Annotated in this window: 18 protein-coding genes and 1 tRNA gene; 18 read left to right on the top strand and 1 reads right to left on the bottom strand. The window is 44.2% G+C overall.

The annotated features are described in order from the left end of the window. The first annotated feature begins 448 nt into the window (after positions 1 to 448). The 10 genes from B2866_RS09540 to B2866_RS09495 all read left to right on the top strand — a co-directional run bounded on the left by B2866_RS09540 (position 449) and on the right by B2866_RS09495 (position 14,434). Positions 449 to 524 (top strand) — tRNA-Trp (locus tag B2866_RS09540). Between the two features lie 51 nt (positions 525 to 575). Continuing rightward, positions 576 to 1,064 carry a preprotein translocase subunit SecE gene (gene secE, locus B2866_RS09535; RefSeq protein ID WP_296193346.1) on the top strand — a complete coding sequence of 163 codons (489 nt, stop codon included), beginning with the start codon at positions 576 to 578 and terminating at the stop codon, positions 1,062 to 1,064. A gap of 70 nt (positions 1,065 to 1,134) precedes the next feature. Then, a complete protein-coding gene (gene nusG, locus B2866_RS09530) occupies positions 1,135 to 1,665 on the top strand; it encodes a transcription termination/antitermination protein NusG (protein WP_296193344.1) in 531 nt (176 codons plus the stop codon). Positions 1,666 to 1,755: 90 nt separating this feature from the next. Further along, positions 1,756 to 2,187 (top strand): 50S ribosomal protein L11, encoded by a 432-nt coding sequence (gene rplK, locus B2866_RS09525; RefSeq protein WP_068405081.1) that lies wholly within the window; start codon positions 1,756 to 1,758, stop codon positions 2,185 to 2,187. Next, a complete protein-coding gene (gene rplA / locus B2866_RS09520) occupies positions 2,188 to 2,889 on the top strand; it encodes a 50S ribosomal protein L1 (RefSeq protein WP_144297916.1) in 702 nt (233 codons plus the stop codon). 425 nt (positions 2,890 to 3,314) lie between these two features. Continuing rightward, positions 3,315 to 3,842, top strand: a complete 528-nt coding sequence (gene rplJ, locus B2866_RS09515) for a 50S ribosomal protein L10 (protein WP_296193342.1) — start codon at positions 3,315 to 3,317, stop codon at positions 3,840 to 3,842. 126 nt (positions 3,843 to 3,968) lie between these two features. Continuing rightward, a complete protein-coding gene (rplL, locus tag B2866_RS09510) occupies positions 3,969 to 4,343 on the top strand; it encodes a 50S ribosomal protein L7/L12 (protein WP_068405083.1) in 375 nt (124 codons plus the stop codon). A gap of 804 nt (positions 4,344 to 5,147) precedes the next feature. Further along, the gene (rpoB, locus tag B2866_RS09505) at positions 5,148 to 9,266 is read left to right on the top strand and encodes a DNA-directed RNA polymerase subunit beta (RefSeq protein WP_296193340.1); all 4,119 of its coding nucleotides are present in this window, start codon (positions 5,148 to 5,150) and stop codon (positions 9,264 to 9,266) included. A 166-nt stretch (positions 9,267 to 9,432) separates the two neighbouring features. Beyond that, entirely contained in the window at positions 9,433 to 13,653 is a 4,221-nt protein-coding gene (gene rpoC, locus B2866_RS09500) for a DNA-directed RNA polymerase subunit beta' (RefSeq protein ID WP_296193338.1), read from the top strand. A gap of 253 nt (positions 13,654 to 13,906) precedes the next feature. Continuing rightward, a complete protein-coding gene (locus B2866_RS09495) occupies positions 13,907 to 14,434 on the top strand; it encodes a DUF6586 family protein (protein ID WP_296193335.1) in 528 nt (175 codons plus the stop codon). Positions 14,435 to 14,567: 133 nt separating this feature from the next. Here the strand turns inward: B2866_RS09495 and B2866_RS09490 are convergent, their stop codons facing one another. Beyond that, positions 14,568 to 17,243 (bottom strand): penicillin-binding protein 1A, encoded by a 2,676-nt coding sequence (locus tag B2866_RS09490; protein WP_296193333.1) that lies wholly within the window; start codon positions 17,241 to 17,243, stop codon positions 14,568 to 14,570. 193 nt (positions 17,244 to 17,436) lie between these two features. Here B2866_RS09490 and B2866_RS09485 point away from each other — a divergent pair, with 193 nt between their 5' ends. The 8 genes from B2866_RS09485 (at position 17,437) to B2866_RS09450 (ending at position 26,063) form a co-directional block, all read left to right on the top strand. After that, positions 17,437 to 18,492, top strand: a complete 1,056-nt coding sequence (locus tag B2866_RS09485; RefSeq protein WP_296193329.1) for a pilus assembly protein PilM — start codon at positions 17,437 to 17,439, stop codon at positions 18,490 to 18,492. Continuing rightward, positions 18,492 to 19,145, top strand: coding sequence for a PilN domain-containing protein (locus tag B2866_RS09480; RefSeq protein WP_296193326.1), 654 nt, complete (start codon positions 18,492 to 18,494; stop codon positions 19,143 to 19,145). The genes B2866_RS09485 and B2866_RS09480 overlap by 1 nt, the downstream gene beginning before the upstream one ends. Next, positions 19,142 to 19,873, top strand: coding sequence for a type 4a pilus biogenesis protein PilO (locus tag B2866_RS09475; RefSeq protein WP_296193322.1), 732 nt, complete (start codon positions 19,142 to 19,144; stop codon positions 19,871 to 19,873). The genes B2866_RS09480 and B2866_RS09475 overlap by 4 nt, the downstream gene beginning before the upstream one ends. Beyond that, positions 19,873 to 20,406, top strand: a complete 534-nt coding sequence (locus tag B2866_RS09470) for a pilus assembly protein PilP (protein ID WP_296193319.1) — start codon at positions 19,873 to 19,875, stop codon at positions 20,404 to 20,406. Before B2866_RS09475 ends, B2866_RS09470 begins: the two co-directional genes overlap by 1 nt. Positions 20,407 to 20,433: 27 nt before the next feature. After that, positions 20,434 to 22,833, top strand: coding sequence for a type IV pilus secretin PilQ (gene pilQ / locus B2866_RS09465; RefSeq protein WP_296193316.1), 2,400 nt, complete (start codon positions 20,434 to 20,436; stop codon positions 22,831 to 22,833). Positions 22,834 to 22,997: 164 nt separating this feature from the next. Beyond that, positions 22,998 to 23,561 (top strand): shikimate kinase AroK, encoded by a 564-nt coding sequence (aroK, locus tag B2866_RS09460; protein ID WP_296193313.1) that lies wholly within the window; start codon positions 22,998 to 23,000, stop codon positions 23,559 to 23,561. A 62-nt stretch (positions 23,562 to 23,623) separates the two neighbouring features. Further along, the gene (gene aroB / locus B2866_RS09455; protein ID WP_296193309.1) at positions 23,624 to 24,730 is read left to right on the top strand and encodes a 3-dehydroquinate synthase; all 1,107 of its coding nucleotides are present in this window, start codon (positions 23,624 to 23,626) and stop codon (positions 24,728 to 24,730) included. A 199-nt stretch (positions 24,731 to 24,929) separates the two neighbouring features. Continuing rightward, positions 24,930 to 26,063 (top strand): hypothetical protein, encoded by a 1,134-nt coding sequence (locus tag B2866_RS09450; RefSeq protein ID WP_296193306.1) that lies wholly within the window; start codon positions 24,930 to 24,932, stop codon positions 26,061 to 26,063. Positions 26,064 to 26,490 lie beyond the last annotated feature (427 nt).

The raw sequence follows: 26,490 nt of genomic DNA, 5'->3' as shown, positions 1-26,490 counted from the left end.
GGCGCTGGTGTTGTTGCTAACGTACTTAGCTAAGCACCAAAGCACTAACGCTATCAGAGTAATCTGTTACGTTAAGCAATAAGAAAAAGCCATCCTGATAAAGGGTGGCTTTTTTTGTGGGGTGTGAAGGTGAGAGTGCAGATGAGTGTTTAAAAGCAAATAGTAGCAGAGTAGGGCAGACAAAAACCAATCTCGCCACATATAGATTTATGCATAAGCTTTAAAAAGCGCTTATTATCTGCTTTGTGTCTATTGTAATTCTCCACCGAGCTTGCTATATTAACGCTGCGATTCATTAGCACCCTTTATGATTAATTTTTATATTTACTCATATAAGTGGTTTAATAATGACGCTTAAGAACAGTCATATTAGCATCGCAGCAGAATTTTATTCCTAAATGCTTGCATTCTATGCTCAATATTGTATAATGCTGTCCTTTACACCCATAGGCGATTGGCTCAATTGGTAGAGCATCGGTCTCCAAAACCGAGGGTTGTAGGTTCGAGTCCTACATCGCCTGCCATCTTCTTATCATATCTTTGTCATACCCCACCATCTCCGAAGTGAGTTCTTTATGAGCAATAATCAAGATAACCTCGAGACTAAGTTATCTGATGCTAAGGCAGTGGCTGGTGGAATGCTGTCCAAAGATAAGCACGTTTCGGCAAGTAATCAAACAACCGCTGTTGAAGTTGCTAAAACGGGTTCAGTCAAAGATGTGATTTTGTGGCTACTTGCCGCAGTAATTTTGATAGGGGCAACTTTAGTCAATCAATACCTACCGGGCTATTGGCAACCTGCCAATGATGTTTGGATGCGTATTGGTATCATCGTTGCCCTAGTTATTATTGCCTTGGTTTGCTTGGCATTAACGCATCAGGGCCGCGCTTTTAAAATATTATTAAAAGATGCCGCCGTTGAGCTGCGCCGAGTCACATGGCCGGGCAAAGATGAAACCTTTCAATACACATGGCAGACGATTGTCATGATTGCTATTGTGGGTTTCTTGGTTTGGCTATTAGATAACTTTTTTAATTGGTTCGTTGGTATCTTTATTGGTTAATGATGCGTATTAGTGTCATCTAAGCCAAATTTACTTATAACGACTTAACTTTACTGATCAGGAGCGTGATATGCGTTGGTATATTGTCCAAGCGTTTTCAGGATATGAAAAGCAAGTACAACGTTCATTAACTGATCGTATCAATCGTAGTGAGTTTGCTGATTCATTCGGTGATGTTTTGGTACCTACCGAAGAAGTCGTCGAAATGAAAGATGGCAAAAAACGTAAAAGTGAGCGTAAGTTCTTTCCAGGCTATGTATTGATTCAGATGGAAATGAACGACAACACTTGGCATATCGTCAAAGACTGCCCACGTATTATGGGTTTTGTTGGTGGCACGCCTGAAACGCCAGCACCTATTACGCAGGCTGAGGCCGACCGCATTTTAAACCGTTTAAACCAGACTGAAGCTGACCCACGTCCGAAAACTTTATTTGAGCCGGGCGAAGAGTTGTTGGTTATCGATGGTCCATTTACTGACTTTAAAGGGTTGGTTGAAAAAGTGGATTATGAGAAGTCTAAACTACATTTAACGGTAAACGTATTTAATCGCCCGACCCAGGTCGAGCTTGAGTTTAGTAAAGTTGAGAAGCTAGACTAAACCGGTAAAATATTCATCAACCGGGGAGCTGTTAGTCAATAAGGTGTATACCACGTTGATTTGGCGCTATTACCCATTTAGGAGAGTATCATGGCTAAGAAGATTGATGGTTACATCAAACTGCAAGTGCCTGCAGGCAAAGCAAATCCTTCACCACCGATTGGTCCAGCATTGGGTCAAAAAGGCGTGAACATCATGGCGTTCTGTAAAGAATTTAACGCTGCGACCTCAAACCAAGAGCCGGGCCTACCGATTCCTACTGAGATCACTGTATACAGCGATAAATCTTTTACCTTCATCATGAAGTCACCACCAGCGGCATACTTACTACGTAAGGCTGCTGGTATTGCTAAAGGTTCTGGTACACCTAATACCGCTAAAGTCGGTAAAGTTGACCGTGCGCAATTAGAAGAAATCGTTAAGACTAAAGATGCAGATTTAACCGCTGCTGGTCTTGATGCTGCTGTCCGTACCATCGCTGGTACTGCACGTTCAATGGGTATTACCGTGGAGGGTGTGTAAATGAGTAAACTTACTAAGCGTCAAAAGCTAATCGCTGAGCGCGTTGAAAACGAAAAATTATACACTCTTGAAGAAGCGGTTCAAATCCTAAATGATTTGCCAGCCCTTAAATTCAAAGAGTCTATCGATATTGCAGTAAACTTGGGCGTAGACCCACGTAAATCTGACCAAGTCGTTCGTGGCGCTACCAATCTACCTGCGGGTACTGGTAAAACCAAACGCGTTGCTGTATTTGCCCAAGGCGCTGCTGCTGAAGCCGCTAAAGAAGCAGGTGCTGACATCGTTGGTTTTGAAGACCTAGCTGAGCAAATCAAAGCCGGTAACATGGACTTTGACGTGGTTATCGCAGCACCTGACGCCATGCGTGTGGTTGGTCAATTGGGTACTATCTTAGGTCCACGTGGTCTAATGCCTAACCCAAAAGTTGGTACGGTAACGCCTAACGTTGCTGAAGCTGTGACTAATGCGAAAGCGGGTCAAGCACAGTACCGTGTTGATAAAGCGGGTATTATCCATACCACTATCGGTCAAGTTGGCTTTACCGCTGAGCAAGTTATGCAAAACGCTCAAGCATTGCTATCTGATCTTAAACGCGCTAAACCTGCGACGTCTAAAGGTACTTTCATTAAGAAAATTACCTTGTCTAGCACCATGGGCCCAGGTATCTCAATTGATCCTGTTCCATACCGCGTTGCCAAATAATTTTAACGCATAAAAATTGCTTACTATTCAACGATTTTGAATAAAGCACCTGTATTGTTTTAAAGAATTAGGTCAGCGTAGCAAACGCTCCGCTGTCTAAGACCGTAGGTAGAAAGCGGTTTATTATTACTTGTGATGGTAAGCTGCTTTTGTTAATCGACGACAGATGAAAATCTTAGTTGTCCTACGCAGACGGTGACCCACCCAGTTGTTGATAAGAGCCAATAGATTGGTATTTATACTAACCTATTACTCGATGTCAGTCTGATAACGGTGCCGTAATCAGTCGTTATAAATAAGCTCTTTATAGGGTTTATAAATAACGTGTCGTATCAAGTCGGTCTACGCATATGATTGAATCAGTACTGCCTTAGGTAGTGAGTATTTAATGAGACGCAGATTGATAAGATTAAAGGAGTCAACTTATGGCATTAACGCTAGAGCAAAAACAACAAGTTGTGGCTGAAGTGTCTGAAGTTGCTGCTAATGCTTACTCAGCAGTAGCTGCCGAATATCACGGTATTGGTGTTGCAAAGCTTACTCAGCTGCGCGAACAAGCTCGTGATAAAGGTGTCGTTTTAAAAGTGGTAAAAAATACCCTAGCAAAACGCGCTTTTGAAGGCACTAAGTTTGAGAGCATGTCAGACCGTATGACTGGTCCACTACTTTTGGCTTTCTCTATGGAAGATTTGGGATCTGCTGCTCGAGTCGTTTTCGACTTCAGCAAAGATAACAAAGCTTTAGAGACCAAATTGGTATCAGTCGGTGGTGAAGTTTATGGTCCAGAAGAGCTAGAGCGCGTATCGAAGCTACCAACTCGCGACGAAGCACTCTCTATCCTAATGGCTACTATGAACGCACCAGTGACCAAGCTTGTCCAGACTATGAACGCAGTTCCTGGCAAGTTCGTTCGCACGGTAGCGGCAATCAAAGACGCAAAAGAAGCTGCTTAATTGCTTGTTTTAACGTAACTTTGACATCGCCGATTGCACTGTATTGCCAACCCCATTTAAAAATTTGGCAAGCAATCCAAGCGATATTAAAACCAACTAAATTTTATCAGATAACGGAGAGTTCTCATGGCACTATCTAAAGATGATGTGTTAAACGCAATCGCTGAAATGTCAGTAATGGATATCGTTGAGCTAATCAGCGACATGGAAGAAAAGTTCGGCGTAACTGCTGCTGTTGCCGCTGCTGCCCCTGCTGCTGCTGGCCCTGCTGCTGCTGCTGCTGAAGAAAAAGACGAGTTTGACGTTGTTCTTGCCAGCTTTGGCGAGAAGAAAGTTGGCGTTATTAAAGCCGTACGTGAAGCTACTGGTCTTGGCTTGAAAGAAGCGAAAGATTTGGTTGAAAGCGCTCCAGCTCCAATCAAAGAAGGCGTAAACAAAGCTGAAGCTGAAGAGTTGAAAAAGAAACTTGAAGAAGCTGGTGCAACTATTGAACTAAAATAAGTTCAACTGCTGTACAAAAAAAGCTGGTAATGCCTTGCATTATCAGCTTTTTTTTATTATAATTCGTAGCTTGACCTTTTGTGTCTGCCAACATACGTATGCAACATCACGGTGGATACCCATCAAAAGGACAGACGATATACATGCAAGCACACTCAGTAGTTATTGAAATCAGTTAATAAGCTAAACGTCAATCGATGTTTGGCATTTTCTTGTGTCTGTATGCTTTTCATTAACACTATAATTTATACTGATTCTAAAAGTCACTGTTTTAAAATAAGTCACTGTTTCAAAATTTATAGTTATCTCAGATTTTTAATCTAAACGCTTTTAATTAAGTTATTTGGTAAAGTTTTACTGTCGGTATATATACTGGTAGACGGTAGCTATCAGCGACGATACTACTTACTAGGGCAGATGATAAGTTATTTTTTAAAAGATAAGTAGCAATAGTACTTTAAGTGAATTTACAAAGAGAATCAAGAGTATCTAAATGCCAATCATTGGTTTTAGATACGGTGCAATGATTACTCGCAAGTACTAAAAAGTTAAAAGGTGCAAGGCATTGAAATTTCTGGTGCCAGCACTCATATAGGCATGCTTAGATGCCGATTTACGCTTAAATAAACTGGATTAATCATGCACTATTGGTGTGAATTAATCAGCATTTATTAAATGAGCATGAATATCCGTTTTATATTATCGTTTACGTTGCCAAGTTTGCATAAATATTCATATTAAATAGTATTGATGCACGCGGGCCACGCTTTCAATTTGTTTCCACGTTTACTGTAAGGACTCTCGATGGCATATTCTTATACTGAAAAAAAGCGTATTCGCAAAAGTTTTGCTGAATTGCCTACTGTGATGGACATTCCCTATTTGTTGTCTATCCAAGTAGATTCTTATGAGCAATTTTTGCAAGAGCATAAAAAGCCAAAAGCTCGTGAGAATACTGGTTTACAAGCTGCGTTTTCTTCTATTTTCCCAATTGAGAGTCACTCTGGTAACGCAGAGCTACAATTTGTTGAATATTATTTAGGCACGCCTGAGTTTGATGAGCGTGAGTGTATCTTACGTGGTTCGACCTTTGCCGCGCCCATGCGTGTCAAAATTCGCCTAATCATCAAAGATAAAGACAGCAAAGATAAAGACAGCAAAGCGGCTATCAAAGATATTCGTGAGCAAAGCGTCTATATGGGCGAGATGCCATTGATGACAGCCAACGGTACCTTTATTATCAATGGTACTGAGCGTGTGATCGTATCACAGCTGCATCGTTCACCAGGTGTGTTTTTTGACCATGATAAAGGCAAGTCGCATTCAAGTGGTAAGGTACTTTATAATGCCCGTATCATTCCTTACCGTGGTTCATGGTTAGACTTCGAGTTTGATGCCAAAGATTTGGTTTTCGCCCGTATCGACCGTCGCCGCAAATTGCTTGCGTCTATCATCCTACGTGCTTTAGGTCTGACTACCTCTGAAATCTTAGATTTGTTTTTCGATAAAGTAAAAGTATATAAAGGCGAAGAACAGTTTGAGATTGATCTGGTTGCTGATCGTCTGCGCGGTGAGATGGCACAGTTTGATATCGTATCTCCAGAAGGGGATGTGATCGTTGAGCAGGGCAAACGTATCAACGCCCGCCGTATCCGTCAGCTTGAAGATGCGGGTATGACTAAGATTGCGATTCCTGATGAATATTTATACGAGCGCATTTTAGCTGAAGACATCGTCGTTAACGATGAAGTGATCGCTAAAGCAAATACTCTGATCGATCATGAGTTATTGGTTAAATTAAACTCTTATGAAGCCAGTGATTCTATCAAAGAATTCAGCATTCTATTTACCAATGACATTGACCAAGGCAGTTATATCGCTGATACGCTACGCGCTGATAGCACGTCGAGCCGCGAAGAAGCCTTGATTGAGATTTATAAAGTCATGCGCCCAGGTGAGCCACCAACGGTTGAAACCGCTGAAAAGCTGTTTGAAAGCATGTTCTTTAACGCTGATCGCTATGACTTATCAAACGTCGGTCGTATGAAATTTAACCGTCGTTTGGGCTTAGAGTTTGAAGATACTGACGATGCGGATATACAGCGCGAGCGCAGCGTCTTGACCAACGATGATATCGTTAACGTCCTAAAAGAATTGATTGAAATTCGTAACGGTCGCGGCGAAGTCGATGATATTGACCATCTAGGTAACCGCCGTATTCGTTCGGTTGGTGAGATGGCTGAAAACCAATTCCGTGTCGGTCTAGTGCGCGTTGAGCGTGCGGTTAAAGAGCGCTTATCTTCAGCGGAATCTGATAACTTGTCACCACAAGATTTGATTAACTCAAAACCTGTCGCAGCGGCAGTGAAAGAGTTCTTTGGCTCAAGCCAGTTATCACAGTTTATGGATCAGAACAATCCACTTTCAGAAGTGACGCATAAACGCCGCGTATCGGCATTAGGACCGGGCGGTTTGACCCGTGAGCGTGCAGGTTTTGAAGTACGTGACGTTCACGATACCCATTATGGCCGTGTATGCCCGATTGAAACACCTGAAGGTCCAAACATCGGTCTGATTAACTCCTTAGCAACCTTTGCTAAAACTAATAGCTTTGGCTTCTTAGAAACGCCTTATCGCCGTGTGGTTGACGGTAAGGTAACTGATGAGATCGAATACTTGTCAGCGATTGAAGAAGTCGGTACGGTGATTGCTCAGGCAGATTCACCAGTAACCGCCGAAGGTGCGTTGTCTGATGAAATGGTCAGTGTGCGTAGCTATGGTGAATTCGTGCGTATGCCACCAGAAAAAGTGACGCATATGGATGTGTCGCCAAGTCAGGTAGTATCAGTCGCAGCAGGTTTGATTCCATTCCTAGAACATAACGATGCTAACCGAGCGCTCATGGGCTCGAACATGCAACGTCAGGCGGTTCCGACCTTACGTGCTGATAAGCCGTTAGTTGGTACTGGTATGGAGCGTCACGTGGCGCGTGACTCTGGTGTTTGTGTCATCGCGAAGCGTGGCGGTGTGATTGAAGACGTTGATGCCTCACGTATCGTCGTGCGTGTCAATGAAGATGAGATGGTCGCTGGTGAAGCGGGTATCGATATCTATAACTTGATCAAATACACGCGCTCGAACCAAAATACTTGTATCAACCAACGTATTATCGTGAACCAAGGCGATGAAATTGCCTTTGGTGATATCTTGGCGGATGGTCCGTCAACCGACCTTGGAGAGCTTGCGTTAGGTCAGAATATCCGTATTGCCTTTATGCCTTGGAATGGTTATAACTTCGAAGACTCGATTTTGTTATCTGAAAAAGTGGTCAAAGAAGATCGTTTCACCACCATTCATATCCAAGAATTAACTTGTGTGGCTCGTGATACTAAGCTTGGCACCGAAGAAATTACGGCGGATATTCCAAACGTTGGCGAAGCGGCATTATCAAGCCTTGATGAAGCGGGTATCGTTTATATCGGTGCCGAAGTTGACGCTGGTGATATCTTGGTTGGTAAAGTCACGCCAAAAGGTGAGACGCAACTGACGCCAGAAGAGAAACTACTGCGGGCTATCTTTGGTGAAAAAGCGGCTGATGTGAAAGACACGTCGCTACGTGTTCCAACATCAAGCAAAGGGACGGTTATTGACGTCCAAGTCTTTACCCGTGACGGCGTTGAAAAAGATGCGCGTGCTAAAGCGATTGAAAAATCACAACTTGATAGCTACCGTAAAGATTTAAAAGAAGAGCTACGTATCTTTGAAGAAGCGGCTCGTGGCCGTATCGCAAGCTTGCTTGACGGTCAAAAAGTCAGTGGCGGTTCTGGTCTAAAAGCCGGTACCATTATGGCATTGGCTGATATGAAAGACATGAGCCTTGAAACCTTGCTAGATATTCAGCCGGTTGAAGAAGAAATCTCTGAGCGTCTAACGCAAATCGCTGATTACTTGGTTGATAAGCAAAAAGACATCGATGTGAAGTTTGCTGAGAAAAAACGCAAATTGACCGCTGGTGATGACTTACAACACGGCGTACAAAAAATCGTTAAAGTATATCTAGCGGTTAAGCGTCGTATCCAGCCTGGTGATAAAATGGCGGGTCGTCATGGTAATAAGGGTGTGGTATCGCGCATTATGCCGGTTGAAGACATGCCTTATGACGAACATGGCAATACCGTTGACATCGTCTTGAACCCACTCGGTGTACCATCGCGTATGAATATCGGTCAGGTTCTAGAGACGCATTTGGGTATGGCAGCGAAAGGCTTGGGTGAAAAGATTGACGGCATGCTCAAAGCCCAAGCCGCGATTAAAGATTTGCGTGATTTCTTAGACCAAATCTATAACAAAGTTGGTGGTGAACAAGTCGATCTTGATAGCTTAAGCGATGATGACATCATGGCCTTAGCGGATAACTTACGCGACGGCGTACCGATGGGTACGGCAGTATTTGACGGTGCTCACGAGCATCAAGTCAAAGAATTGCTAGAGCTTGCGGGAATGGACCGCGATGGTCAGCAGACCTTGTATGATGGTCGTACTGGTCAGAAGTTTGACCGTAAAGTAACCGTTGGTTATATGTATATGCTGAAACTTAACCACTTGGTTGATGACAAAATGCATGCACGTTCTACCGGTTCTTACTCGCTCGTCACCCAGCAGCCGCTTGGTGGTAAAGCGCAGTTCGGTGGTCAGCGCTTCGGTGAGATGGAAGTCTGGGCACTAGAAGCCTATGGCGCGACTTATACCTTGCAAGAGATGTTAACGGTGAAGTCGGATGACGTTGAAGGCCGTACACGTATGTACAAAAACATCGTTGATGGTGAACAATATATGGATCCAGGTATGCCTGAATCGTTTAACGTATTGACCAAAGAAATCAAATCACTGGGTATTAATATTGAGTTAAAACAAAGCAACTAAAACCAAAGCAGAAAAATTGCTGTTTAACTTAGTTGTCCACTAAAAGCAGTCTGCTTTATCGCTGCTGCTTTTAGTGATTTGTCTCAACCCTATTCATTGCCTTCATTCATCTTAGCCGCGCTCATAGTACGCTGTCAGATGATTATAAAGATAACGGAGAAGCAACTTGAAAGATTTACTCGATATCATGCAAAGCCCTACCGGCAACGGTAACCATGAATTTGACAGTATTCAAATTACTTTGGCCTCACCTGATGTGATCAAATCTTGGTCGCATGGTGAAGTTAAAAAACCTGAAACGATTAACTATCGTACCTTTAAACCTGAGCGTGATGGTCTGTTCTGTGCCAAAATCTTTGGCCCAGTAAAAGACTTTGAATGTTTATGTGGTAAATACAAACGCCGTAAGTTCCAAGGCGTTATCTGTGAAAAATGTGGCGTTGAAGTCACGACCGCTAAAGTACGCCGCGACCGTATGGGACATATTGATCTTGCGAGCCCTGTTGCGCATATTTGGTTCTTAAAATCATTACCAAGCCGTATTGGTCTTTTGCTAGACATGACGCTTCGTGATATCGAACGCGTCCTATATTTTGAAAGCTATATCGTCACAGAACCTGGTCTGACTTCTTTAGAGAAGTATCAGCTGCTTGATGATGAAGATTATTATAAAGCGCTTGAAGAGTTTGGCGATGAATTCACTGCCAAAATGGGTGCTGAAGCGGTTCAAGACCTATTAAAAGACATCGATTTAGATATCGAGATTGATGAGCTACGTGAAGCCATTCCGCAAACGGGTTCTGAAACCAAGCTTAAAAAGATGTCTAAGCGTCTTAAATTATTAGAAGCTTTCCGTGATTCTAATAATAAGCCTGAGTGGATGGTAATGAACATCTTACCGGTACTACCACCAGATTTGCGTCCTCTAGTACCACTAGAAGGTGGCCGTTTTGCGACATCAGATCTAAACGATTTATATCGCCGCGTGATCAACCGTAACAACCGTCTAAAGCGTCTATTAGAGCTAAGCGCCCCTGATATTATCGTACGTAACGAAAAACGTATGTTGCAAGAATCAGTGGATGCCTTGCTTGATAACGGTCGTCGCGGTCGTGCGATTACAGGTAGTAACAAGCGTCCATTGAAATCTTTGGCAGATATGATCAAAGGTAAGCAAGGCCGTTTCCGTCAAAACTTACTTGGTAAGCGTGTTGACTACTCTGGTCGTTCGGTCATCGTTGTTGGTCCGACCCTGCGTCTACATCAGTGTGGTCTACCAAAGAAAATGGCACTAGAATTGTTTAAGCCATTTACTTATAACAAACTATTGTCTCATGGTTTAGCGACAACGATTAAAGCCGCTAAAAAGATGGTAGAGCGTGAAGAGCCACAAGTGTGGGATATGCTGGCCATGGTTATCCGTGAGCATCCAGTACTACTGAACCGTGCGCCAACGCTTCACCGTTTGGGTTTACAAGCGTTTGAACCAGTATTGATTGAAGGTAAAGCGATTCAACTTCATCCACTTGTTTGTACCGCGTTCAACGCCGACTTTGATGGTGACCAAATGGCCGTTCACGTGCCATTGACGCTAGAAGCACAGCTTGAATCACGTGCCTTGATGATGTCGACCAACAATATCTTGTCGCCTGCCAACGGTGATCCAATCATCGTACCGTCACAGGACGTTGTATTGGGCTTGTATTACATCAGCCGTTCATCAATCAACGCCAAAGGCGAGGGCATGATTTTTGCCACCGTTAATGAAGCCTTGCGTGCGATTGGTTCAAACGATTTGCATGTAAACGCCAAGATTAAAGTACGTGTGACGGAAACTCATGTCGACGACGAAGGTAATGAGACCAAAGAAGTCAAGATGCAAGATACCGTTGCTGGCCGTCTACTTATCTGGAATATCATGCCTAAAGGTATGTCGTTTGATGAGTGTAACGAAGAGATGACTAAGAAAAATATCTCTAAGTTGATCAACTCTTGCTACCGTAAAGTTGGCGTAAAAGAAAGTGTTATGTTTGCTGACCAATTGATGTACCTTGGTTTTGCGCAAGCAACATTATCTGGCGTGTCTATCGGTATTGACGATATGGTCATTCCGCCAAGCAAAGTACAAATCATCGAAACTGCCGAAGCAGAAGTACGCGAGATTGAAGATCAATTCGAGCAAGGTTTTGTGACCGCAGGTGAGCGTTACAACAAAGTCGTCGATATCTGGTCACGTACCAATGACAAAGTCGCTAAAGCGATGATGGACAACTTGGCGACCGATAAAGTCATTAATGCCAAAGGTGAAGAAGACGAGCAGAAATCGTTCAACTCTATCTTTATCATGTCAGATTCTGGTGCTCGTGGTAGTGCGGCACAGATTCGTCAGTTGGCAGGTATGCGTGGTTTGATGGCAAAGCCGGACGGCTCAATCATTGAGACGCCTATTAAAGCCAACTTCCGCGAAGGTTTGACCGTACTTCAGTATTTCATCTCAACGCACGGTGCGCGTAAAGGCTTGGCTGATACGGCACTGAAAACCGCTAACTCAGGTTACTTGACACGTCGTCTGGTTGACGTGGCGCAAGATTTGGTTATTACCAGTGATGATTGTGGCACTGAGCAAGGCTTGCTCATGAAGCCACACATTCAAGGTGGTGAAATCATTGAGAAGCTTGGAGAGCTAGTCCTTGGTCGTGTGACTGCACGTGATGTGACTTATAACGATGATGCGTCAAAAGTCTTAATTCCAGCAGGTACCTTGATCGATGAGTATTGGGTAAATGTCCTTGATAACAACGCGATTGATGATATCTGGGTACGTTCGGTCATCACTTGTGATATCGAGCATGGGGTATGTGCACAGTGTTATGGCCGTGACCTTGCGCGTGGGCATAAAGTGAATATTGGCGAGTCAGTTGGTGTCATGGCGGCGCAGTCTATCGGTGAACCTGGTACTCAGTTAACGATGCGTACGTTCCACGTTGGTGGAGCAGCGAGTTCGGCGTCGGTGGACAATAGCATCTCAGCACGTAATGCTGGTCAAGTGCACTTCGAAAACATGAAAACGGTACAACATACCGATGGTCACTTGGTTATCGTATCACGTTCAGCAGAATTGGCATTGACCGATGAGCTTGGCCGTGAGCGTGAGCGCTATAAAGTTCCTTATGGTTCTAGCGTCCTTGTGAAAAACGAAGAGCAGGTCGAAGGTGGTCAAACCATCGCTAAATGGGATCCGCACACGCACCCAATTATCACAGAATTTGCGGGTACAGCACGCTTTAGTGATATCGTAGATGGTTCAACAGCAACGGTTAAGGTTGATGATGCAACAGGTATGAGCTCGTTTGAAATCCTAGCGACTCGTGATCGTTCAAGTTCAGCCAAAGACTTACGTCCGGCGATTATCTTGAACACTGATGAAGGTAAAGAAGTGGTTTACTTCTTACCAGCTGAAACGATTATTCGTGTCAGTGACGGCGAAAAAGTAGCAGCCGGTTCGATTTTAGGCCGTGTACCACAAGCCTCTTCAGGTACCAAAGATATTACCGGTGGTCTACCACGTGTTGCTGATTTATTTGAAGCGCGTCGTCCAAAAGATCATGCCATCATGGCGGAGATGACCGGTGTGGTAAGCTTCGGTAAAGAAACCAAAGGTAAAAACCGCTTCATTATTACTAATGAAGATGGTGAAGTACATGAAGAGTTGATTCCGAAATGGCGTCAAATCAACGTCTTCGAAAACGAAACCGTTGCTCGCGGTGAGATTATCGCTGATGGTCCACAAAACCCGCACGATATCCTACGTCTGAAAGGACAAACTGCGCTTGCTGACTACATCGTTAACGAAGTACAGGACGTTTATCGCTTGCAGGGTGTGAAGATCAACGATAAACACATCGAAGTCATTATTCGTCAAATGCTGCGTAAAGTTGAAGTAACGGACGGCGGTGATTCAAGTTACTTTAAAGGAGATCAGGTCGAGTACGCTGATGTCAAAGCGTTAAATGCGAAACTGGAAGCGGAAGATAAATTCCCAGTTAAGTATGAGCGTCAATTGCTTGGTATTACCAAAGCAAGTTTGGCAACAGAAAGCTTTATCTCAGCGGCATCGTTCCAGGAGACTACCCGTGTCCTAACAGCGGCAGCTGTGACGGGTAAAGTTGATGAGCTACGTGGTCTAAAAGAGAACGTGGTGGTTGGTCGCTTGATTCCTGCTGGTACTGGTCTTGCTTATCATAAAGCCCGTAAAGAAAAAGCGGAGCAAAAGCTGCAAGATAACGACTTGAATGCAGCGTTTGATATGACTGCTAGTACCGATAGCACAGACTTCGCAAGCTTTGATGAAGCCTTTGCTCAAGAGCTTAACCAAGGTAATCACTAATCTAGATAACCTGTTGTTGTTTTTATAATTAAGAAAGCCAGCCTAAGTTGCTGGCTTTTTTATGGCTTAAAGAAAATAAATCAGGTAAATTATTTTCTTAGACAGTCACTTAAGAGAGTCGTATATTGCTATAAAGAGGCTTTTTAAATTACTATTCATGTAGTGGCAAGCTATCATGAAACGATATGGCGTTTTAAATAACGATGACCAATTAATCTATTCATTCATTGAAAAATACTATAAGGATAAGCGCATGGCAGGTAAGACTCGCGTTGCCAAATACCAAGCTGACCGTACCAATCAAAAGCTGTATTTTTGCCGTTTGGCCTGTCAGGCGGCAGGTAATACTAACGATAAGCAGCTCTATCAAGCGCATTGTGAAACGGCTATTTTTCACCTATACGGTACATATCTTGCTTTTGTACAGGAACTTGGGCATTTTTATGGTTTAAGTATGACAGCGCCAACATTAGCAGACATTGAAGAAGGACTAATCACCCGTACCCAAGTATCGCCTGAAGTACAGCGCTTAAAGCAACTTTTACAGCAAGGTTTTTTGGCTGATATACAGCGTGCCTATCAGCGCTGTTTATATGCGGTATTGCCTGATAATGTTATAGATGAGAAGACAGGTAGTGAGATAAAAGAAGCACCTGATTTGATTGTAAATGTTGTGACGTTATCGAATCAGTGGTTGCCAGATGAGGCGACCATACGCGAATGGCGCCAGCAGTTATTAGAGCTGATCGAACAACTGCGCGCGGGTATGGTTGAGTTTTAAATAAACTCTAAGCTTTTATACTCTGTTTGAGTAATAGGTTTTACTCTCATAAATAAATATTAATAAAAAAGGTCTGGCACAGTGAAATTGTGCCAGACCTTTTCTTTACATCTACACCAAAACTGCCCCTTATTTATTCGGGCATCGGCGGTATGCGCTCAACCGGTGTTGCTGATAAAGGTTTGTTTTGAGGATTACCGTCATTAGGACGACTTGGCTGCGATTTTTCAGGAGCTGGTCGATTTTGAATCTGTTCTTCATCGGGCTCAGGAGCAGGTAACTTACGTTGCTGGGCTGTGGTTTTGACCGGCTTTGCTGATTTGCCATCATCCGTATCTTCGTCTTCAAGCTCAGCTGCGCCTTCATCCATCATCTCTATGATAGTCTGTTTTTGCTTTTTAGATTTGGCGCGGTTATTGATAGAGACCCATTGATGAGGGGTGTCCTTTAACTGGGCTTTCATAAAGTCCATCCAAACAGGCAGCGCCGCCACGCCACCATACTCACGACGTCCGAGCGTCGATGGCTGATCAAAGCCCATCCAGACAACCGTGGCGTTGGTAGGGTGAAATCCTGCGAACCACGCATCTTTCGCCTCATTCGTTGTCCCAGTTTTGCCACCAATATCATCGCGTCCCAATGCTCGTGCACGCACTGCTGTACCGCGCTGGATAACATCGCGTAGAATATCGGCCATCTCAAAAGCCACTCTCGGTTTTAAAATACGCGGCGCTTGCTCAGCACGTACATACTGCAAAACTGGCGCTTTTAGGCGATCCGAATCTGGACTAGCATCATAAATCTCTATATCAAGCGCTTTGCTATCTTTTACTGGACTGTCTTCTGTAGCATCAGAATCTGCACTATTTTCAGCTTTAATATCGCTCTCTGATTTTTTTGATGCCTTATTTTCTTCTTCTGTTTTTGCTTCATCATCTTTAATAAGCTTTTCGTTGAGAGCGTCAAGCTGTTCATTAAAACATAGCGCGCAAGCTTGTTGCGGGTTGGCTTGAAACAGCAGTTTATTATTATAATTATAAATTTGGTCGATAAAATAAGGCTGGATACGGTGTCCACCATTGGCAAAGGTGGCATAGGCCGTCGCCATTTGTAATGGGGTAGCTTGACCTGCGCCCAATGCTAAAGACAAGGTAGTAGGTAGCTTTTCTTTATCCAGTCCAAACTCATCTAATAAATTGCGCGCATCAGAAATACCAATGGCTTGTAGCAAACGAATAGACACCAAGTTACGCGATAAATAAAGGCCGCGGCGCAAGGTAATATCGCCTAAAAAACGTTGGTCAGAATTTTTAGGTTTCCAGTCGCCTACTTGAATCGGGCGGTCTGAAACAATACTGTCTGGGCGATAGCCTTTTTCTAGGGCGGTGGTATAAACCAACGGCTTGATGGTTGAGCCGGGTTGGCGCCAGCCTTGTAGCGCGCGGTTAAATTTACTGTGATTAAAATCAAAACCACCAACCAAAGCTCTCACCGCACCCGTTTCAGGATTTAAGGAAACCAAGCTGCCTTGTACTTCTGGTATTTGACTCAATTGCCAACTGCCATTAGCGGCTGGTATCAGGCGCACGATGTCATTTTTACTGACAATCTGGCTGGCATTATTTGGAAAATAACCAATACGGTCGGCAGAGATATGTTTGCGCGCCCAGCTCATTCCAGACCAATTGACGGTGACGCTTTCGCCGGACTGCATCGTTGCTTCAAAACTGCGTGAGTTAACCTTAGTGACTTTCGCCGGTGACATATTGCTATAACGACGGAATTTTTCTAGCGGTTCACCGTTTGCTTCCGGTCCACGCCAGCCATGACGATGCTCATAGGCCACGAGGCCCGTTAATATCGCCATTTCTGCGGCTTTTTGCGCTTCACTATCAACGGTCAAGCGCACGCGCCAACCGCCATTCATGACCTGTTCACCATAGCGCTCAACCAGAGCCGAACGCGTCATTTCTGCCAAATACGGCATGTTCATATCAAGTTTTTCTTGATAAAGCTTAATACCGATAGGAGCGTTAATCGCTTCGTCGTGCTGCGCCTTAGTAATATAACCAAGCTCGTGCATACGACCAATAATCCAGTTACGGCGGGTGAGGGCGCGACTAGGGTTGGCGACAGGGTTGTATTTAGAAGGGGCTTTTGGCAAACCTGCAAGCATAGCCATTTCGGCAACCGTCAGGTTCTCAAGTGATTTACTATAGTATTTTTTTGCGGCTGCTTTTATACCGTAAGCGCCTTCGCCTAGATAGATTTTATTAACATATAAGGTGAGAATGTCGTTTTTACTGAGCTCATCTTCTATTTTACGGGCCAAAAACAGCTCAGTTAATTTACGATTGAGCGTACGCTCTGAGCTTAAGAAATAGTTTTTAGCGACCTGCATAGTGATGGTTGAACCGCCGGTTTGGCTATCATCGTCAGTCACCACTTCGGTCACAGCGCGGCCAAGCCCTTTAATACTGATACCACTATGCTGGAAAAATGTTGCATCTTCTGCCGCCAAAAAGGCATGCGTTAAGCCTTCAGGGATTTCGTCAAACGTAACGGGTAGTGATAAACGGTTGCCATACTGACCAATCAGCTTGTCGTCGCTACTATAAATCTGTAAAGGCATTTCTAGATTGGCAGTTTTTATTTCTTGTGTACTTGGCAAGGTTGGCGCTAAATACATCGCCATGCCATAAAAACCAATAGGCACAGCAAGCGCTAAAATGAGCGCTAACGCTAAGCAGGCAATGAAAAGCCCCACCAAAAAGTGAATGAGACGAGCGGTAGCATTTTTTTTGGTCATAATCAGACTTATCAATTAAAATTTGCAACAGGTAGGAGATTATACCTTGAACAAAATAGGCAAGTAATAATAAATGTGTAATCGTGCCTTAATAAGTAATTTAAATGCTTGAATCTATCTGTTAAGTAAAGTATTGTACTAAATTATTACAAATAACTATCAAAATGTACACTTAATATAAGGTATAGAGTTTGTGAGGCTATTTACTTCTAAAAGTCGGCATTTGATTGGCGTGGATATTTGTGCCACCTCAGTAAAGTTGGTTGACATCCAGCGTCAACAAGGTATCTTTCATTTAAAATCTTACGGCATAGAAAGATTGCCGGAAGGTGTAGTTGTCGACAAAATCATTGCAGACACCGAAGCAGTGGGTAATACGATTGCAAGCTTAGCACGGCGTTGCCAAGCTGCGGGCAGTAATGCTGCAACCGCTGTATCAGGCTCCGCCGTGATTACCAAAATTATTGATATGGATATGGTGCTTAACGATGTTGAGCGTGAAGCGCAGATTCGTTTGGATGCCGATCAATATATTCCTTATCCACTAGAAGATGTGAATTTGGATTTTGAGGTATTAGGCCCATCACTTGTTAATGACAATATGGTGCAAGTGCTATTAGCGGCGTCGCGCTCAGAAAACGTCGACCAAAGGGTCGATGCCTTAACATTTGGCGGTCTGCAGACCAAAGTGATGGATATCGAATCGCACGCCATTGAGCGTGCATTTGGTTTAATGGCAGATAACTTACCAAATGTACCAGACTTGGTGGCCTTAGTTGATATTGGTCATAATCAAACCACTTTATATATTGCTAAAAATGGCGAGTTTATTTATAGCCGCGAACAATTATTCGGTGGGGCTCAGCTCACTGAAGCAATTCAAAACCGTTACGGGCTATCTGCTGAAGAAGCAACCATTAGCAAACGTGAACGCACTCTACCTGATGATTACTACCCCGAGGTATTGACGCCGTTTATAGAAAATACCATCCAACAAATTACGCGCTCATTGCAATTTTATTTCTCATCAAGTCAGTACAGTAGTATCGACCATGTGGTGCTAGCAGGTGGTAGCAGCTCTATCGCAGGGCTTGCCGGTATGGCGCAGCAACGATTGGGTGTCCCTGTCACTATCGCAAATCCGTTCATCAATATGACCGTTGCTCCGCACATTGATAATGAGCAGCTGGCAATTGATGCGCCAAGCTTAATGGCCGCTTGCGGTCTTGCGTTAAGGAGCTTCGACTAATGGCTCGTATTAACTTATTGCCCTGGCGGCAAGAAGAGCGCGAACGCCGCAATAAAGAATTTATCACTTTGGTGGCCGCAGTAACCTTGCTAACTCTATTAGCAGCATTCGCCTCATGGAGCTATTTTAATAATGAACTTGATGAGCAATTGGATGCCAATGCACTGATTGAACAAGAAAATGCCCGCTTAGATAAAGCTTTGGTCGAGATTGATAGCTTAGAGCAGCGCCGTGAAGACATCATCTCACGTATGCAGGTTATCCAAGATTTGCAAGGTCGACGTCCGGTTCCGGTCCGTATATGGGACGATCTTGCTAAAGCAATACCGCCCGCGCTGTATTTAACCAATTTAAAACGCGAAGGCGATGTGCTGACGTTGACAGGCCTTGCTGACAATCCAAACATCGTTTCTAGCTTGATTCGTAATCTTGATAGCAGTAAGTGGATGGGCAATTCAGCTGTCAGTAATATCCAACAAAATATCAGCGCCTATCAAGCCGCACCCGTCTTAGAAAACACGGTGACCACTGGAGAGCAGACGCGACCTGTTTATCCTGAAGACAGCTATGTTCAGTTTGTTGTCACGACCAAAGTACAGTCAGAAACAGTTGAAGCAACTGAGGCCAATACTGCGTCTGGAGGTGAGTTATGAAACTTATCCGAAAAAAGAGCCTTGTTAAAACCAAAAAAGAGGCGGTAAGTACGAAAAAGCAGTTTGACTTAAATGAGTTTCGCCGTAGTTTTGAATCATTAGATAGCGAGAACTATGGCAGTTGGCCGCTCCCTGTCAAAGTCACGGTGATTGGCTTTATTATTGCTTTAATCGCGGCGCTGGCTTGGGCATTGCCAATCAGCAGTAAAATTGATGAGATTACTGCTGCAGAAAGTCAGCAGCAAACATTGCTCGATAGCTACCGTGAAAAAGAATCGCGGGCGCGTCATTTAAAAGCCTATCAAGCACAAGTGATTCAAATGGAAACTGAGTTTAATACTTTACTCGATCAGCTACCAAAAGACACCCGCGTATCAGAGCTGGTAGAGGGTATTAATATGACGGGCGTGGGTAGTAACATTCGTTTTCAAGATATCTCTGTTGAGCCTGAAATTGAAAATGAGTTTTTTATTGAGCAGCCTATTCGTATCGCCGCCTTAGGTGAATACCATCAGTTTGGTAGCTTTATCAGTGGTCTTGCTGCCTTGCCGCGTATTATTACCATGCATGATTTTGAAGTCAGTAATCCGCAGCCAACTCTAGATGTATTGCCTGAGCTCAATCTGGTACTACAAACCAAAACCTATCGCTCAAAAGAAGCCGCTCCTGAAGGTGAAGAAACCACCGCACCAGACGCTGCTACTACTGATGCTGCAGGAGGCAACTAATGCGTAACCAAAAACTGCCCATGCTGCTGATTTTAAGCGCTACTGTTTTGTCAATGAGTGGTTGTACTGACCGTATTGGCATGGCAGAGCAGGCGATGACTGATATTCGTAATCAGCCCGCACAGCCGATTGAGCCGCCGCCCAAAGCTGAGCTGGTAGAAGATTTTGTCTATAGTGCCAGTACGCAGCGCAGCCCATTTTTGCCACCAAGCTTAGTGAATGTCCAAGGCCCTACGACCTCTATCGATGGTGTGCGCCCTGACATAACCCGAGTGAAAGAACCACTTGAACAATATGAGCTATCGCAACTCGTCTTTCGCGGTGTCGTTATTTCTCCTGAAGGTCAGCAATATGCCTTAGTGCAGCGTCCTGATGGTTCGGTTGCGAGCGTAAGAGTCGGTAATTATCTTGGCTTAAATGACGGCCGTATTGTTGAAATCACGCCGACCCAGATTAACTTGATTGAAATTGTGCCAGACAGCCGCGCTGGGTTTGTTGAAAAACCCCAGTCGCTGGTCTCCCCTATAAGCTAAGTCGGCAGATTTTTTGAGGAATATATAATGACAGTACGCAATAACAAGGTAATGACGATGAGCGACCGCGTATCTTCTAGTTTTGCCATCTCTGCATTGGCAATGAGTATGGTAGCAATAAGTAGCAGTGCTCATGCTGAGCAGCGCATCAATAACGTCTCCGTAGTACAGACAGCTCCAGCGGTTACCCAAATGCGTTTGGGTTTCAACGGCAAGCCCGTATTGCCTGCCGCCTATCAGCTTGATAATCCAAGCCGTTTGGTCTTAGATTTTGAACAAGTGCAAAATGGACTTGCCAGCCGTTTTAGTGAATATAATGTTGGTATGATCAATGATGTTACGACCCTAAATAGCGATAACACCACGCGTCTGATTGTCGGTCTCAAACAAGCAGGTAATTATACTACGGCTATTGAAGGCAATAATTTGCTACTAACCATCAGCGATCCTAGTCGTCCGGTGGTTAATCAAGTAGTTACCAATGACCCTGTCCAAGACGTACTGAACGGTAACGCAGCTATCACGACCACCGCTGTGGTGACGCCAATTGTTGAAAGCAGTAGTGTTGCCGTTGCGCCGATTAAAACCAAAGTAGTCAATACCAAAGCGACTAAAACCCAAGCAGCTGGAACTCAAGTACCTGCTGATACCATGGTGGTGCGCGTCAATCCTTTATTAAGCCCACAGCTTGCCGCCTCACAAGTGAGTAAGCAGTATAGTTATGATGGTTTAACGGCGGTCAATTTTACCAAAGGCAATGACGGCGGCGGTAACGTTAGCATGGCGCTCGCCAATGAAGCTATTCCAGTAGACGTCCAGCGCCAAGGTAATAAGCTGGTGGTTCGTTTAACGGGTAGCACTGTACCAAGAAATCTGCTGCGCCGCTTGAATGTGAATAGCGGTCTGGTTGATAGTATTGATACCAAAAACCAAGGGCAAAATGGTGTGATCACTATTAATGTCAAAGAAGATTTTGAATATCAGGCTTATCAATCAGGCAACCAATTAAACATCAATATCAGAAAGCCTGAGCTACTACGCGAGCCGACATTAGAAGAAAAAGTCTATAAGGGCGAAGCGTTATCGATGGAGTTTCAAGACGTCGAAATCCGTAGTGTTTTAGATATATTGGCCCAGTTTACAGAAATGAATATTGTGGCTAGTGACTCGGTAGCGGGCAACATCACTTTGCGCCTGATTAATGTCCCGTGGGATCAAGCACTAGATATTATTCTAAAGAGTAAAAATCTTGGCAAACGTGAAAACGGTAATGTGATTTTGGTCGCACCTTCGACTGAGCTGGCTGAACAAGAAGCTCGTGAGCTTGAAGCACAGCAAGCAGTTGAGTCTTATGCGCCGCTACGTACAGAATACATTCGCTTAAGCTATGCTAAGGCAGCAGATGTATTGACGCTGATCTCTCAAGGCAGTGGTTCATCTGGTGGCAGCGGCAGTAATAGTAACATCGGCAACGCAAACTCTGTCGATAACAATACCTTATTGTCAAACCGTGGTACGGTAACGGTCGATGAGCGTACCAATACCTTGATTATCAAAGACGTTGCTGAAAGCATCGAAAATATTCATAAGCTGATTGGTAAAATTGATATTCCAGTCCGTCAGGTCATGATTGAAGCGCGTATCGTCAGCGCAACCGATAGCTTTAGTAAAGAGATCGGCGTGCGTTGGGGCATCTTATCAAACGGCGCAGCCAATAATCGTAACTTGTTGGTCGGTGGTAGCAATCAGACGTTATGGGACTTAAAAGACTTTGATGTAGAGACGACGACCGTCAATGGTCAAACGGTTTCTTATCCTAAGTATGATATCAGCCGTCCTGATAACTTAAACGTTGATTTGGGCGTTGCCAACCCAGCGGGTAGTATTGCTTTTGGACTGCTTAGCATGTCAGATGTGATGCTTGATCTTGAACTATCAGCGCTGCAAGCGGATAACCGCGGTGAAGTAATTTCGACACCAAAGATTTTGACCGCTGATAAACAAACAGCAAAAGTATCTTCTGGTACACAAATTCCTTATCAAGAAGCCTCGGCCAGTGGCGCGACCACCACCAGCTTTAAAGAAGCAGCATTGAGCTTGGAAGCCACGCCAAACATTACCCCAGACGGTAAAATTGGTTTACAATTGCTTATTACCAATGGCACGCCGACCATCATTAACAATCAGGTCGCGATTGCTGAAGATTCTATCTCAACCAATGTGATTGTTGAAGATGGACAAACCGTTGTACTAGGCGGGGTATTTAAAAACCGTAAAAGTAATGGGGTCGATAAAGTACCTTTCTTAGGCGATTTACCTTATGTTGGTCGTGCGTTCCGCAAGGATGTACGTAATAATTCTAAAGAAGAGCTATTGATCTTTGTCACGCCAAAGCTGATTAATGATGGTACCAGTCGTCTAAATTAATCCAGCGTTTTACCATTTCGTAATAGAAAAAAGCAAGCAGCAGGCTTGCTTTTTTTATGGGTAAGTTTTGTGCCTGTCTAGATTTTACTGACAATAATCAACGCCCGTTACTAGCCAGAATATCCATGACGTTGTATCATACCTAATTTAGCTGAGTGCGTATTATGGTTGAGGAATTGCCGTCGGTATTTCTAGTGGGGCCGATGGGAGCGGGAAAGACCACCATTGGCAGATTACTTGCTAAGCAGCTGGGACGCCCGTTCGTAGATAGCGATTGGTATATCGAGTCGCAAACCGGGGCCGATATTGCTTGGATATTCGCTAAAGAAGGCGAAGCGGGCTTTCGCGAGCGCGAGACACGCGCCATTGATGAGCTGACGCAGCAATCGCAAATTGTCTTAGCAACTGGCGGCGGCGCAGTGATGGCCGCTGAAAACCGAGCGTTTCTTCATGAACGCGGTATCGTCGTCTATCTTAATGCGCCAGTGGACGTACAAATGGCGCGTACGGCCAAAGATAAGTCGCGACCACTATTACAGCAGCCCAACCCTAGGAAGGTATTGCAAGATTTATACAGTGCGCGCGATCCTTTATATCGGCAAGTGGCACATATCATCATGCCGACCGGTCATACTTATCCGCGTCATATGGTCAATCAGTTATTGCAGCAATTAGAAGCCTTTTGTGAGTCGACTTCTATTAGCTCAGCACATGAAGAAGATGAATAAGAAAAATTTTAATGAACAACGCCGCTCGATTTAATTTAACCCACATATTCAAGGAGATTTTCATGGCAACGCCACTGTTTCATGCCAACTTAACAGTACAGACGCAAAGTCATGATTACCCTATCGTCATTACTGAAGATAGTAATGCAAGTAGCTCTGAAGAAAGCAGCATGGCAAGCCAAATTGCGCCTTATATTACCGGTCGTCAAGTTCTCATCGTCACCAATGACACGGTTGCGCCTTTATATTTAAAGGCTCTACAGGAGGAGCTTGAAGCACAGTTTACCGTCAAGGTCTGTGTGCTGCCAGATGGTGAGCAATATAAAAACCAGACCAGTATCAATCAGATTTATGATGCGCTGATGGCAGAACACTTTAACCGCGATGTGACTTTAATCGCGCTTGGCGGCGGCGTAGTCGGCGACATGACAGGCTTTGCCGCCGCAAGTTTTATGCGCGGGGTCAATTTTATTCAAATCCCAACCACTCTGTTATCACAAGTGGATTCGAGCGTCGGCGGCAAGACCGGCATCAATCATCCGCAAGGTAAAAACATGATTGGCGCATTTTGGCAGCCGCAAATGGTGCTTGCTGATATGAGCACGCTGAAAACCTTGCCGGCACGTGAGCTATCAGCAGGATTGGCGGAAGTCATTAAGTACGCGCTGATTATGGATGCAGAGTTTTTGACTTGGCTTGAGCACAATCTACCAGCGATGATGGCGTTAGATTTAGCCGTACTTGGCGAAGCGGTGAAGCGCTGCTGCCAATACAAAGCCAATATCGTCGCACAAGACGAAAGAGAGTCCGGTGTACGCGCCTTATTAAATTTCGGTCATACCTTTGGCCATGTGATAGAAACCCATCAAGGCTACGGCAATTGGTTACATGGCGAGGCGGTCGCGGCTGGCATGGTGCAAGCCGCTGAGCTGTCGCAAAAAATTGGCTGGTTAACAACTGCGGACGTTGAGCGTATTAAACGCGTACTCACCTTGGCAAATTTGCCGATTACGCCGCCCGCTATTGACGTACAAACGGCATTAGGTTTGATGGGTCATGATAAAAAAGTCAAACACGGACAAATCCGCCTTATTTTGTTAAAATCATTAGGTAAGGCGGTATTAACCAATGATTTTGATGCCAAACTTTTGACTGAAGTTTTGTCGTAGCATCAATAATACAAGCTCATTAAGTCGTTAAGTGAGTTGTGCTTAATTTATCACCACATGAACAATCATTAGTCACTTAACATAGATATTTTATTCGTTTTTTAACGACGATATATTTCGACAATCTTTAGCATTACTTTTTTAAGACCCTTATTATATAAAACTCTTTTTATAAGTACCTTTTTCCAAGGACCTCTCCATGGCAGCATCACGCTCGACGACTCGCACAGCTGGGCAGAAATATCGCCGTCAAGCACTGATTTGGCTGATAGCAACCTTGCTATTGGGTGTGTTTACCGCCTTAGTTTGGATGTTTAGTCAAACGCCCGCGATGGGTGCTAAGATTGAGAATGAGCCGATATCAGCGCCGCAAGCCTCGACCGCTGAGCTTGAGCAGCCGCTAAAAATTGAGTCCTTGCATGAGCTGGATACCGATGTGCAGCCGATTAACTTTGATACCACGGTTAAAGATTTACGCAGTTATCCTGATGAGTTTAAAGATAAGCGTTATCTGCTGGCAAATAAAGGCAAGTGGACGGTGCAGGTGATGAATGTCGCCGAAAATGATGTGATTGTCAGCTATTTAGAAAGCCGAGAAGATCGCGATAAGTTCGCTTATTTCCGCTACCTTGATGAAAACGAGCAGGTACGTTATATGCTGACCTACGGACTGATGAGCAGTCCACAAGAAGCGGTCGGTGCTGCGAAGTTAATAGATTTTAAACTGCCTGCAAATGTACGAGTCTTACCTGAAGAGATTAATCGCTACGTCGGCATTATTGATAATTATGAACGTCCGGATCCGGTTAAAGATTTGAGTGCCAAGCGCACGCGCGCTGTTAACTTGCGCCCAACCAAGCGCGAGGTGCCAGTGCGTCAGAAAACAGTTGCTAACGATAGTGCTGCTGAACAAGCAGCAAGTAATAATGCCAACCGCGGTGTTCAGAGTGGTAGCAGTAGCACGGCTGAAAGTATCCGCCAGTCAGCTGATACTTCTGAGACTCTGTCGGTCAATGAAGAGCGTACGGTCGAGATCGAAGGGCAAACCACGATTACCCAAGCGCCTACCAATACAGACAATAACCGTAAGACTGAAGCGGAAGCTAAAAAACCAGCAAACGCTAACAACGCTGCAAGTAATGGGACAAGCAATAATACTACCGCGAAAAAACCGCCGGTGGTTGAAACGCCTAAACCACCGAGTGCCAATGCGAATAGTAACGCCACCAATAAAAATGCCAACGCTGCTGGCAAAAACCCCAACGCCAACGTTAATGCCTCAAAAGGCAATAATGACAGTATCAAAGAGCTTATTGAGGAAAAAAGTAACTAATCTCACTGAGCATGCCGTTTTATAAAAAGTCCCTGTCATATTTTATGGCAAGGACTTTTTTTGTCTAAGGAGTTTTTATAAGCAGTTTTTTAGCATTAAAAATGCTTTACAGCACTTATATAAGTGGCTTTGAATAAGCAATTATTCTCAATAGTTAGTCATTAATTCATTATCAATAATATAAGTTTTTACAAAATCTGGAGCGCCAGGTGATAGAAAAGACTAGATTTTTTAGTCATCATTCACTAAGATAACTGAGGGCGACGTTCTGTATAGTTATCGTAAACTGTTATTTCATACCTCGATATTGTCGTTTCAAGCGCTGCTACTTGCTACCTATTTAAGCTTATCGCAAGTGGCGCAACTCCTCACTTTATCCCGATTGGGATTGTTAAGGCGCTTGAATATAGAGCGTCTCATATTCATA

The organism is Psychrobacter sp. UBA3483 (assembly GCF_002377905.1).
Taxonomy (GTDB): domain Bacteria; phylum Pseudomonadota; class Gammaproteobacteria; order Pseudomonadales; family Moraxellaceae; genus Psychrobacter.
The sequence above is the reverse complement of the archived record's forward strand: the minus strand, read 5'-3'. Positions and strand labels throughout refer to the sequence as shown.